Annotated in this window: 12 protein-coding genes; 3 read left to right on the top strand and 9 right to left on the bottom strand. The window is 51.8% G+C overall.

Going from position 1 to position 12,475, the window contains the following annotated elements; all coding sequences use genetic code 11:
• The first annotated feature begins 161 nt into the window (after window positions 1-161).
• The 3 genes from HRU73_RS07910 (at window position 162) to HRU73_RS07900 (ending at window position 2,672) form a co-directional block, all read left to right on the top strand.
• Window positions 162-806, top strand: coding sequence for a glutathione S-transferase family protein (locus tag HRU73_RS07910; protein WP_011112445.1), 645 nt, complete (start codon window positions 162-164; stop codon window positions 804-806).
• 247 nt (window positions 807-1,053) lie between these two features.
• Window positions 1,054-1,338, top strand: coding sequence for an Lpp/OprI family alanine-zipper lipoprotein (locus tag HRU73_RS07905; protein WP_011112444.1), 285 nt, complete (start codon window positions 1,054-1,056; stop codon window positions 1,336-1,338).
• A 290-nt stretch (window positions 1,339-1,628) separates the two neighbouring features.
• Window positions 1,629-2,672 carry an IS481 family transposase gene (locus tag HRU73_RS07900; protein ID WP_287398330.1) on the top strand — a complete coding sequence of 348 codons (1,044 nt, stop codon included), beginning with the start codon at window positions 1,629-1,631 and terminating at the stop codon, window positions 2,670-2,672.
• A 135-nt stretch (window positions 2,673-2,807) separates the two neighbouring features.
• Here the strand turns inward: HRU73_RS07900 and mnhG are convergent, their stop codons facing one another.
• The 9 genes from mnhG to HRU73_RS07855 form a co-directional block, all read right to left on the bottom strand.
• Entirely contained in the window at window positions 2,808-3,233 is a 426-nt protein-coding gene (gene mnhG, locus HRU73_RS07895) for a monovalent cation/H(+) antiporter subunit G (RefSeq protein WP_011112443.1), read from the bottom strand.
• On the bottom strand, window positions 3,230-3,511 hold the full coding sequence (locus HRU73_RS07890; RefSeq protein WP_011112442.1) for a K+/H+ antiporter subunit F: 282 nt from the start codon (window positions 3,509-3,511) through the stop codon (window positions 3,230-3,232). The genes mnhG and HRU73_RS07890 overlap by 4 nt, the downstream gene beginning before the upstream one ends.
• Window positions 3,508-3,993 carry a Na+/H+ antiporter subunit E gene (locus HRU73_RS07885; protein ID WP_011112441.1) on the bottom strand — a complete coding sequence of 162 codons (486 nt, stop codon included), beginning with the start codon at window positions 3,991-3,993 and terminating at the stop codon, window positions 3,508-3,510. Before HRU73_RS07885 ends, HRU73_RS07890 begins: the two co-directional genes overlap by 4 nt.
• Window positions 3,990-5,639 (bottom strand): monovalent cation/H+ antiporter subunit D, encoded by a 1,650-nt coding sequence (locus tag HRU73_RS07880; RefSeq protein ID WP_287398348.1) that lies wholly within the window; start codon window positions 5,637-5,639, stop codon window positions 3,990-3,992. The genes HRU73_RS07885 and HRU73_RS07880 overlap by 4 nt, the downstream gene beginning before the upstream one ends.
• On the bottom strand, window positions 5,636-5,980 hold the full coding sequence (locus HRU73_RS07875; protein ID WP_011112439.1) for a Na+/H+ antiporter subunit C: 345 nt from the start codon (window positions 5,978-5,980) through the stop codon (window positions 5,636-5,638). Before HRU73_RS07875 ends, HRU73_RS07880 begins: the two co-directional genes overlap by 4 nt.
• Complete coding sequence (locus tag HRU73_RS07870; RefSeq protein WP_287398347.1) at window positions 5,980-8,898, bottom strand: monovalent cation/H+ antiporter subunit A; 2,919 nt, start codon at window positions 8,896-8,898, stop codon at window positions 5,980-5,982. The genes HRU73_RS07875 and HRU73_RS07870 overlap by 1 nt, the downstream gene beginning before the upstream one ends.
• A 394-nt stretch (window positions 8,899-9,292) precedes the next feature.
• Window positions 9,293-10,516 carry an ABC transporter permease gene (locus tag HRU73_RS07865; protein WP_011112437.1) on the bottom strand — a complete coding sequence of 408 codons (1,224 nt, stop codon included), beginning with the start codon at window positions 10,514-10,516 and terminating at the stop codon, window positions 9,293-9,295.
• Window positions 10,513-11,265, bottom strand: a complete 753-nt coding sequence (locus HRU73_RS07860) for an ABC transporter ATP-binding protein (RefSeq protein ID WP_287398346.1) — start codon at window positions 11,263-11,265, stop codon at window positions 10,513-10,515. Before HRU73_RS07860 ends, HRU73_RS07865 begins: the two co-directional genes overlap by 4 nt.
• Entirely contained in the window at window positions 11,265-12,410 is a 1,146-nt protein-coding gene (locus HRU73_RS07855) for an efflux RND transporter periplasmic adaptor subunit (protein ID WP_287398345.1), read from the bottom strand. Before HRU73_RS07855 ends, HRU73_RS07860 begins: the two co-directional genes overlap by 1 nt.
• Window positions 12,411-12,475 lie beyond the last annotated feature (65 nt).

The raw sequence follows: 12,475 nt of genomic DNA, 5'->3' as shown, positions 1-12,475 counted from the left end.
GAAAGTAATGATGCCTGTCGTAAGCGAGGACGGTTGTGAGAGGTTCGGGTTGGGTGGAACTGTGCTTGCGGATTATGCTCATGCGAATAAAAACAAACGTGGCTTCGTCAGCCGGTTTTTACGCTCGCTATCCTCTATTTGTGCAATAACGGAGTTGATTCATGCTGATTTATGATGCGCACAGTCCTGCGCCGCGTTGTTTACGAATGTTCCTGCTGGAGAAACAGTTACAACTGTCAGCAGTGACAGTGGACGTCATGACTGGAGAAAATCGGCAGCCGGCGTATCTGGCTGTCAATCCGGCAGGACAAACCCCGGCGTTGCGTCTGGATGATGGTAGTACGCTAACAGAAGCCGTTGCCATTGCAGAATATCTGGAAGAGCTTCATCCCTTACCGGCGCTGATCGGCAATACACCCGAACAGCGCGCACAAACCCGACAATGGTGGCGACGGGTGGAACTCAATATTACCGAATTTATTCATAATGCATACCATTATGCGGAAGGGTTGGCTCGGTTTGAGCCCCGTATCCCGGTGTTGCCCGAAGCGGCTGACGGATTGAAGCGTGTGGCGCAGGATCGACTGCGCTGGCTGGATGGTATGTTCGGAACAGGGCCGTATCTGTGTGGTGAACGTTTTACTGCTGCTGATATCTGGCTTTATGTATGGCTGGATTTTGGTGTAGCGGTCAATCAGCCGTTCGACCGCGATTTGCCAAAAATCGGCCCCTGGTTTGAACGTATCGCGGCACGGCCTAGTGCCGAACTGAGCAGGGTACTGCTGAAAGTTGACGGGAACGACTAATTGCCCCGAGTGCAAGAAAAATGTAACTGTATGTCATATTTGTATGTGATTTCTGATTTCATTGAAAATAAGAAAGTCTTTTATGGGTTATGGCGTTTGTCCAGCCGATCAATAGGCCACATTCAGGTTTTTATTGCATTTGATTTATATTGCAATGTGTTATAAATCGGGTTAGGTTATGTACGTTTTTCTTGAAATAGTGGGTGAAAGTGTGAAGTGATGTTTTTTTATTAAGGAGATAGATGAAATGAACAAGAAAAGAATGGTAACGATGTTTGTATTGGTGGGTGCTTGTGCTGGTTTGTCCGCTTGTGCAACGACCGGGGAGGTTGAAGCACTCAAATCGCGTGTCGATGCACTGGAATCCAATGTTTCTGCAACGAAATCAGATGCAGCTGCTGCCAGAGCAGCCGCCAATGATGCGGTCAATATCGCTAATCAGGCAATGGATAAGGCCAATGAGGCCAATGCACGCTCGATTGATACCGAAACCAAAATTGATCGCATGTTCAAACGTGCAATGCACAAATAAGCCAGTTGTTTCGTGATTACTCCGGGTTCCCCTGTTTCATTTGCGATCGAAGTTCGTTTTCTGATCCGGATGAAGCAAGGTGGGATCCGGGGTAGTTTAAGCAGTTATTCCAATCAATCTTCCTGATGCTCGCAAGTTGAGCAATTCAACACATTCTTCTTCATCCGTGCATCATTTGTAGTAGTTCAGATTTGATCTGACAGCAGGTCTTGCCAAGAGGTGGGATTACCCGGTTTGATAGAGGTGCGAATCTTTATCAACCAAACGCGAAAGCGTAAAGGAGTAATCCCATGAGCAGTGTTCATCATAAAATCATTAAACACAAGATTGGCTTGCTTAATCTGGCAGCTGAGCTTGGCAATGTATCCCGTGCCTGTAAGGTGATGGGTTTTTCTCGCGATACTTTCTATCGCTATCAGGCAGCTGTGGAAACAGGAGGTGTTGAAGCTCTGATAGATGCAAACCGACGTAAGCCCAATATCAAGAACCGTGTAGAAGAAGCGACGGAAGCAGCGATCCTGGCCTTTGCTCTGGAGCAACCGGCTTTTGGTCAGGTTCGTGTTTCCAACGAACTGCGTAAGCATGGAATTTTTGTTTCTCCGTCTGGTGTCCGTTCGGTATGGCTGCGCCAGAATCTGGAATCGTTCAAGAAGCGTCTGTCAGCCTTGGAGAAACATATTGCTGAGACTGGGGCAGTGCTGACCGAAGCACAGGTGCAAGCATTGGAGAAGAAGCAGGAAGATGATGTTGCTCAAGGCGAAATTGAGACGGCTCACCCCGGGTATCTCGGTAGTCAGGATACCTTTTACGTCGGTACCCTCAAAGGTGTGGGACGAATTTACCAGCAAACCTTCGTCGACACTTATTCCAAGTGGGCAGCAGCGAAGCTGTATACCAACAAAACACCAATTACATCAGCTGATATGCTCAATGACCGGGTACTGCCGTTCTTTGCTGAACAGAGTATGGGCATTATTCGCATTCTGACCGACCGCGGTACCGAATATTGCGGCAAGCCGGAAAATCATGATTACCAGCTTTATCTGGCACTCAATGACATCGAACATTCCAAAACGAAAGCCAATCATCCGCAGACCAACGGTATTTGCGAACGCTTTCACAAAACCATCTTGCAGGAGTTCTACCAGGTGACATTCCGGCGCAAGATTTACCAGTCCATTGAAGAGTTACAACACGATCTGGATGATTGGATGGCTTACTACAACAGTGTGCGGACTCACCAGGGAAAAATGTGCTGTGGACGCACCCCGATGCAAACTTTAATTGACGCAAAGGAGATATGGGACGATAAAATTACCGAATTGAATAACTGAATCTGATCTAACAGGCACTCGTCAAATCGGGTAACTGTCAGATCAGATCTCAACTACTACACATCATTCCTGCAGCTGAATTCCCTCACACACTGCAAGGTCTCATTGACCGTTTCCTGGTTTGTCTGCCATGGATTACTTTTGCTCTTCACCAGCATTTTTGTGAGTAGCCATAGAATCCTGTTCCAGTTCTGATGCCTGGGGCAGGTTTCTGAGCGGATGCAGTGGAGGGACATCGCGATTATTTTCCGTGCGATCGCGGTAAAGTGCGGCGCGACTTAGCAATATCAGTGTTACTGGTGTAGTTGCCATTACGAATACACCAATCAGCAGTTGATGCAGAACGAGCTGTGATTCCACGACACTGAAGTAAATCACCGAAGCGATGGCGATACCGGCTGTTCCCCAGCTTGTTCCGAGAGTCGGTGCGTGAATACGGTCGTAGAAACTGCGTAAGTGGTAAAGTCCGAATGAACCGACCAGTGTCAATCCGGCACCGATCAGCAGAAAAAGGGCAATGAGCAATGTGGCCCATATCGGCAGGTCAGCAGCATGATTCATTCGATTACCTCCCCGCGCATCAGAAATTTAGCCAATGCCACGGTTGCCACAAAACCCAGCGCACCAATGATCAGGGAAATTTCAAAATACAGTGAATTACCGGTGCGTATGCCAAAAACGAGCATCAGCAGCATCGAGTTATTGTAGAGTGTATCCAGCCCCAGCACTCTGTCCTGAGCACGCGGTCCGCTGATCATGCGGGCCAGTGCCAGTACCATGGCAATTCCCAGAGCAATTTGTGCCGTGGTAACGGCCCAGAAAAGAATAGTGGCACTCATTCAAATATCTCCTGTAACAGGTATTCATAGCGATTCTTGATCAGATTCAACCAGGCGGTCTCATCAACCAGATCAAAAACATGCAGTATCAGGATATTACGTGCAGAGTTGTAGTCGATCCAGGCCGTGCCGGGGGTACCCGTTATGATGATGGCCAGAATGGCCAGTCCCATGGGGTCGCGCAGATCGAGCGGAATGGTCATGAAACCGGATTTCCCGACTTTTCTACCCCCATGCAGAATGATTCCGGCTACGGCGATGTTGGAACGCACGATATCGTAAAACACGATGGCAAAGAGTCTGGGCAGTAAATCCCAGCGCCGGAGTCGTGGTTTTGCCGGGTGCAGCGCGGCCAGTCCCCAGGTGGCGATAATTGCAGTGAGGGTGCCAAGCAGAAACTGGCCGACTGAGAAACCGGCCAGCATCAGCCATGTGATGATCAGTAAGATGATCAGCAACGGGTATGGGAACAATCTGTTCATTCTGTCGTTTCCATCGGCTGTGGTAATACCGCACTCTGTGTCTTCATGACCCCTTCAATGTATGGCCGTGGTGCGTGCAGGCTGTTTGCGGTTGCTTCCATGAAACGCATCACCGGTCCCGCCTGTATGGTCAGTACGAGTGTCATGCACAGCAAGGCGGCAACCGGTACGATTTCGATCAGCAGTACCCGTGGCAGTGCCGTATCTACCGGGGGTGCCCAGAAAGTACGTATGCCGGAGCGGCTCATGGCGATCAGGGTAGCCAGCCCGGAAAAAATGAGCAGCGCCAGGAACCACCAGAGAGTGGCGGGAATGAAGTGCATCTGCCCTGATTCACCGGGACTGAACAGGGCGTTGAGGATGACAAATTTGGCAATGAAACCCGAAAGGGGCGGCAAACCGGCCAGCAGAATGGTGCAAGCGGCAAAGCATGTGCCCAGCACGGCAATCGTTCTTGGAATGGCCACTCCGATGATTTCCTCGTTTTCCGTTTCTTCATCGTCATAACCGAATGCTTCCATGGTAACGGCCAGAACGCTTGCTGCCATATTCTGCCCTCTTTCAACCAGTTCGATGAGCATGAACAGTGCGCTGATCGCCAGTGTGGAGCTGGCGAGATAAAACAGGGCACCGGCAGTTACTTCGGTTTGTACCAGACCGATGCTTGCCAGCAGTGTACCGGATGAGATCAGCACTGAAAAACCGGCAAACCGTCCCGGTGTCTGTGAAGCAAGTACCCCGACAGTGCCAAAGCTGATCGTCGCCAGACCGCCATAAAGCAGTATCTGTGCTCCCAGACTTTCCGGAAAACCAGGGTCACTCCCGAAAAACAGCAGTGACAGACGCAGCAGCACATAAATGCCGACTTTACTCATGATGGCAAAAATGGCTGCTGACGGCGCTGGTGCTGCGGCGTAGGTCGTGGGCAACCAGAAATTCAATGGCCACATACCTGCCTTGATGAGAAAGGCCACACTCAGAATGGCTGCCCCAGATTCCAGCATCGTGCGGTTTGCCTCATTGATTTGCGGGATACGTATGGCCAGATCGGCCATGTTGAGCGTGCCGGTAACGCTGTAAATCAGAGCTACTCCGATCAGAAACAGCAGTGAAGCGACAAGGTTGATGGCAATGTAGTGTAACCCCGCCTTCACCCGCAATAATCCTGATCCGTGTAATACCAGACCGTAGGATGCTGCCAGCATAACTTCAAAGAATACGAAGAGATTGAACAGATCTCCGGTCAGGAATGCGCCATTCAACCCCATCAGCAGCAACAGAAACAGGGTATGAAAATGGACACCGGCCTTGTGCCAGCGCCCGAGTGAAAATACCAGAGAAGGTAGAGCGAGCATCGCGGTCAGAACCAGCATCATCGATGACAGGCGATCCAGCACCAGGTTGATGGCAAATGGGGGTGGCCAGTTACCCAGCAGGTAGACCGCGATCCTGTCTTCATTCACACTGTTATCCGTATGCACAATGCACAGAAGCAGGATCGATATCACCAGCAATACAATGGTGGATAGAACAGATACGAAGGCTTTGACGTGCCGCGCACGATCATCGAGAAAAAGCAGCAGTACTCCGGCGATGAATGGAATCAGAACCGGTGCAATGACAAGGTGTTCCGGAGATAAATTCATCGGTCGGGTTCCTTGCCATCAACATGATCGGTGCCCGTCAGACCGCGTGAGGCAAGCAGGACAACCAGAAAGAGTGCCGTCGTGGCAAAACCGATGACAATGGCTGTCAGTACCAGTGCCTGAGGTATCGGATCGGCAAATGTTGTCGGATCAATTTGAGCACCTGCCTGCGTGACCGGCGGTTTGTCTGTTACCAGCCGTCCCATGCTGAAAATGAACAGGTTGACAGCATAAGAGACCAGTCCCAGCCCGATGATGACTTGGTAGGTGCGAGGACGCAGCAGCAGCCATACACCTGATCCAACCAGTATGCCGATACCGAGAGACAGAACCAGTTCCATTAATCTTCCTCCCCGGTTTTTTCAGTGTCGGCGGAGCGCGTGCGATAGCTGCGAAGGGATTGATGGGCTATTGCAATCAGCATCAGTGCGGTTGCACCGACAACCAGTAACAGGACACCCAGATCGAAGAACAGTGCTGTGGCGACCGGTAATTCTCCGATCAGTGGTATTTTCAGATGATCGAAATGAGAAGTCAGGAAAGGGAATCCAAACAGCCATGATCCTGTTCCGGTCAGCACCGCTAGCAGTAAACCAGAGCCAATCCAGCGAACCGGCCGAATATAGAGACGGTCTTCCACCCAGCGGGTTTCACTGGCGAGGTACTGTAACAGGAGGCCGATAGCCAGTGTGATACCGGCAGCAAACCCGCCGCCTGGCAGATCATGGCCGCGCAGAAAGAAATAAACCGCCAGCAGAATGATGAACGGGAACATCCACTGCATGACGATTGAAGGTACCATCAGATAGTCATGCATGGTTTCTCCAATGCTGCGTTCGGGATGATTGTCATCAAAAGCATTCTGTCTGCGCTGCTGCTCGGGAATATCGATACTGTCCGGTGCAGGCCGGAAACGCCGCAGCAGTGCGTAAACGGTGAGTGCCACGATGCCCAGTACGGTGATTTCACCGAAGGTATCAAAACCACGAAAATCGACCAGGATGACATTGACGACATTGTTACCACCTCCTTCCGAATGAGCTCGCTCCAGAAAAAATTGAGCGATCGAATCGGGCAATGGTGTATTGGTCATTGCTTTGTAGGCTATTAGTGCCATTCCCCCCCCACAGCCGACAGCCAGCGTCAAATCCCGGAATCTGCGTATCCAGGCAACCGGTGTCAGAGCATTGTCGATTTGTTCTACCCTTTTTGGCAGCCAGCGCAGACCCAGCAGGATCAGAACGGTAGTGACGATTTCTACCAGTAACTGGGTCACTGCCAGATCGGGTGCGGAAAACCAGACAAAGGTGATACAGGTGACGAGACCTGCTCCTCCCATCAGAATCAGTGCAGCCAGACGGTGATATTTGGCCTGATAAGCAGCACCAAGTGCACAGGCGATGCCGATTCCCCAGAGTATTGCAAAAACAGGGTCGATTCCAGTCAGTATCGGCGAACTGAAATCGATACTTGTTTCAAAGAACGGCCAACTGCCGGCAATCAAGGCAATCAGCATGACCAGAAACAGTTGCGGTTGAAGACGATGTGTGCCGAAAAACTCTTCCAGCCAGCGTGCCCATCGCCACGAGAGCGTAACCAGCATCCTGTCAAAAATATGCTGACCTTTGAAATGACTCAGACCAGGCGGGCCATCTTCACATCGGGCAAGATAATTTTTCAATAACAGATAAAGCAATACCCCGCTGATGAGTGCAATCACACTCATGATCAGCGGAGTATTGATGCCATGCCATATGGACAGACTGTACTGCGGGGTGTGTTCACCCAGTACCGAGGTCACGGCGGTATGCAGATAAGGGCCGACAGTCATGCCCGGAATGATGCCGACAATGAGACAGGCCAGCACCAGAAACTCGATTGGCAATCGCATCCAGTGTGGAGGTTCATGGGGTTCGCGCGGGAGATCCAGTGCTTTTTCACCGAAAAAGACGGTATGGATGAAACGTACGGAATAGGTCACGGCAAAGGCACCTGCAATCGTTGCGACATAGGGAAGCATGCCATCCAGTACAGAACCGGAATGTTGCCCGAGTGTTTCGGCAAAAAACATTTCTTTCGAAAGGAATCCATTGAGGAGCGGTACACCTGCCATGGCAGCACTGGCCACCATGGCGAGCGTGGCCGTGATCGGCATGTAGCTGAACAACCCGCTCAGTTTGCGCATATCCCGTGTTCCGGCTTCATGATCGATGATGCCGGCAGCCATGAACAGGGATGCCTTGAAAGTAGCGTGATTCATCATGTGAAAAATCGCTGCTACAGCGGCCAGTGGACTGCCGAGGCTCAGTAGTGTGGTAATCAGGCCGAGATGGCTGATGGTCGAATAGGCCAGCAATCCCTTGAGATCCTGTTGGAAAATGGCGAAGTAAGCGCTGAGCAGCAGCGTACTCATGCCAGCCAGCCCGAGTATGAAAAACCATTCATCAGTACCGGACAATACCGGCCACAGCCGGGTGAGCAGAAACACACCTGCCTTTACCATCGTGGCTGAATGCAGATAGGCGGATACCGGTGTGGGGGCAGTCATTGCGTTGGGCAGCCAGAAATGGAAAGGAAACTGCGCACTTTTGGTCAGTGCCCCCAACAGGATGAGTACCAGTGCAGGAACGTACAGCGCATGCTCCCGGATTCTGTCGCCTGCTGCCAGAACGCTGTCGAGGTCATAGCTGCCGACGATGTGACCGACGAGAATCAGCCCGGCAAGCAGGCAAAGCCCACCGGTTCCTGTGATGATCAGCGACATGCGCGCTCCTTCGCGTGCTGCCGCATTGTGATGCCAGTAGCCGATCAGCAGAAATGAAAAGATGCTGGTGAGCTCCCAGAAAATGGCCAGCAGAATCAGGTTGCCTGCGATGACCATCCCCTGCATGGCACCGGCGAAAGCCAGCAGAAAGGAGAAAAAACGCGGAACCGGGTCTCTGGGGGACATGTAGTAACGTGCATAAAGCACCACTAGAAACCCGATGCCGGTAATCAGCATCGAGAACATCCACGCGAAACCATCCATCCTGAGTGTAAAGTTCAGGCCAGATCCGGGCAACCATTCGATTTCATTACGAAGAGCTTCTCCTTCGGAAATGAATGGATAAAGGCCGGCAGCGATGATAAACGCCGCGATCATTACGCTACCCGCCAGCCACGCTTCCGTATTACGGGCATTGGCCGGCAGTATTGCAGCCAGTGCACTGCCGGCGAAAGGTAACGCTATCAGAAAATACAGGAGATCCTCGCTGTTCATCCTCAGAAAAATAATGTAAATGGTATTGCCGGAGATGCCGGCAGAATTAAATCAGATGATCGACACCAGTGATTGCACCGGGCTGATATCCGACAGGGTAACAGTTCGCAGTTGCCGGAAATATGTATCAGGCATACTTCGGAAACCCGTTGATCCCGATCCGGGCACAGGTTCCGTGATGAGTTGCAAATTGCTGGAAATTATACTGTCGATAATCCGGTGGTACCCGCCGGATTAAAAATGATTTCCCGGTCTGATTTTATTTTTGTCCGGTCAGTCCGGTAATAGTAACAAATCTCAAATGTTGCTGCACGGGCGAAAAAGATTACTTCAGGAACCTCTGATCAACCGGAACAGTCTGCCTGATCTGGTCCGAGTACGGAATGCAGTACAATCATTCGTGGCGCAGGGCTTCCACCGGTTTGAGTGCAGCAGCTTTCCGGGCGGGATACAGGCCAAAGAAAATGCCGATAATCGAGGAAAAAGAGAATGCCAGGGCGATCATTCCCGGTGTGATCACAATTTCGAGTTCGGCAATTCGGCTGGCCAGCCAGGCTCCCCCGATTCCCAAGGCGATACCGGTGATCCCACCCAGGATACAGATCATCAGCGATTCCAGCAGGAACTGAGTGAGAATCATCCGCTGATTCGCACCGATTGCCATACGGATGCCAATTTCACGAGTACGCTCCGTGACGGATACCAGCATGATATTCATGATGCCAATACCTCCCACCAGGAGAGAAACCGAGGCAACTGCGCCCAGCATCCATGCCATGACCCTGGCAGTGTTGCTTGCCACGGAAGCGAGTGCAGTCAGATTGCGAACGGTGAAATCGTTTTCCATATGGGCGCTAATACGGTGGCGCTGACGCAGCAGGCGGGTGATTTCTGCTTCGGCGGCTTCCATGCTGTCTGCCGTTTTTGCCCGAACTGTCATGTGATTGATCGATCCGGGGAACTGGTTGCCGATGATCTGCCGTTGTGCGGTGGTGAGCGGAATGAATACGTTATCATCCTGGTCACGTCCTGAAAGGCTTTGGCCTTTGGCAACCAGAACGCCGACAACTGTGAACGGCCGGTTGGCAATCCGGACAATCTTTCCTACTGGATCTTCGTTTCCGAACAAGCTGTTTGCTGTGATCTGGCCCAGCACGGCTACGCGGGTGCCGGAGCGTAAATCTCCTTCGGTAAAGATCTCGCCATCGGCCATTTCCCAGTTGTTGACGGAAAAATAGTCCGGGGTGACGCCTGTCAGCACGGTGCTCCAGTTGTTGGCACCATAGTTGAGCTGTGCGGTACCTGAAATCACCGGTGCGGTTGCATCGACCATGGGCAATTCTGCAATCGCGTGCGCATCCTGTACGGTCAGCGTTTTGACACTGCCGCTGCCCCAGCGCAGTCCGCCGGATGAAGTTGCGCCGGGCATGACGATCAGCAGATGGCTGCCCATTGAGGCAATGGCACTGTTGATGCTGGTTTGTGCGCCCTGTCCGATGGATAGCATCAGTACCACTGCAGCCACGCCGATGATCATGCCGAGCATGGTGAGCGCAGTTCGCAGGCGGTTGGTCTGCAGTGCCCGCGTGGCCTCACCGATGATAGTCAGTAAATTCATGATTTGGAAAGAGGAACGACTGGTTTGGCTATCGGCCTGTCTTCAATGATTCGCCCGTCCTTGAGCCGGATCAGACGGCGAGTCCACGCAGCAATGTCTTCTTCATGCGTAACGATGACGATCGTCATGCCTTCTTCACGATTGAGGCGGTCGAACAATTGCATGATTTCGTGGCTGGTTTGGGTATCCAGATTGCCGGTAGGTTCATCCGCAAGGATGAGTTGCGGCTGATTGATCAGTGCCCGACTGATGGCGACACGCTGTTGCTGTCCCCCGGAAAGTTGGCCGGGTTGATGCATGACAAACTTTTCCAGCCCGGTTTGCTGCAGCAGCGACATTGCCCGGCGACGACTTTCTGCCCGGCTGTAACCTGCGTACAGTAATGGAATGGCCACGTTATCCAGCGCAGTCATGCGCCTGAGCAGATTGAACCCCTGGAATACGAAACCAATTTGCCGGTTGCGCACGCTGGCGAGCTGATTGCCGGAAAGGGTTGACACATCGTGTCCTGCCAGCCGGTAGTGGCCGCTGGTAGGCGTATCCAGACAGCCGAGTATGTTCATCAGAGTGGATTTTCCGGAGCCGGAATGCCCCATGATTGCGACAAACTCCCCACGCCGTATCGTGAAACTGACATCGAACAGTACCTGCAGGTTGAGGGAGGTACCGGCGTGGTTACCCAGCCGGTAGATCTTGCAGAGCTTTTCCACCTCAATCAAAGGTTCACTGGAACCGCCGGGATGGACCATCAGAACATCCTGAATCTGAAATTGCTGGCAGCCGACTTATCCTGTTTTTTACCGATCGTTTCTTCGATGATGAGCGGATCGTTCACATTGAGTTCATTGGAGAGAATTTCAGTGAAATTACCGTCGGTAATGCCGGTGGTTACACTGATCGCTACCGGCCGATTGCCCTCCAGCCGGTAGAGCAACCGTTTGCCAGGTTGTGTTTCCGCTGTGGCGATCAGTTCTTCCAGACTGGGTTTATAGCGCAGGGCGGCATTGGGTACACGCAATACTTCTGTTTTTTCGTTGACGATGAAACGCACGTTGGCTGTCATCCCGGGCAGCAGAGTGCCCTCTTCATTGATGACGGTTGCGATGACATTGTATGTCACCACGTTTTCCTGAACCGTGGGGTTGAGGCGTATCTGCTTGACGATGGCAGAGAATTCGCGATCCTGGAACGCATCCACGGTGAATACCATCGTCTGGCCGGTATGGATCTGACCGATATCTGCTTCTGCCACACTGATATTGATCTGCATCTGTTTCAGATCACGCGCGACCTGAAACAGGGTGGGTGTCTGGAAATTGGCGGCAACGGTCTGCCCGATATTGACGTTCCGGGCGACGACGACACCGGAAATGGGTGAGCGGATGATACTGTAATCCAGGTTGGCCTGATCACGTGCAACCTGTGCCTGGCTGACGATGACCTGTGCCCGTGCAGAATCGAGTAATTCTTTGACTTCATCCATTGCTTCTTTCGAGAGGAAGCCTTTTTCAATCAGGTTACGGCTGCGGTTGGCTTTATTGATGGTGACCGATAAGGCAGTCTGCGCACTTTTCAGACTGGCCTCGGATTGCCGCAGTTGCGCATTGAGCAGAGCCGGATCGAGTTTTGCCAGGATCTGGCCGGTTTTTACCTGATCATTGAAATCGGCGAACAGCTCGATCACCCTGCCGGAGATCTGTGTGCCGATATCGACCAGTTCCAGCGGTGTGAGCGTGCCATTGGCGGATATCGTGCGCACGATATCTCCCTGGTCGGCAGCCCGGGTTGTATACCGTATTTTTCCGGATTCTCCCTGTAGTGAAAAATAGCCGTAAATGACACTCGTAAACAGGATGATCAGGAAAAGAACGATTTTTCTGCGTGAGCTGAACATGAAAACAATACCTTTATCGAATGAGGCGTATCGGGCCGCTGAATTTTTAGCAGAAGAAATGACCG

It is taken from the genome of Nitrosomonas sp. H1_AOB3 (assembly GCF_015709435.1).
Taxonomy (GTDB): domain Bacteria; phylum Pseudomonadota; class Gammaproteobacteria; order Burkholderiales; family Nitrosomonadaceae; genus Nitrosomonas; species Nitrosomonas europaea.
Note: the sequence above shows the minus strand (reverse complement) of the source record. Positions and strands in the feature narration are given on the sequence as shown.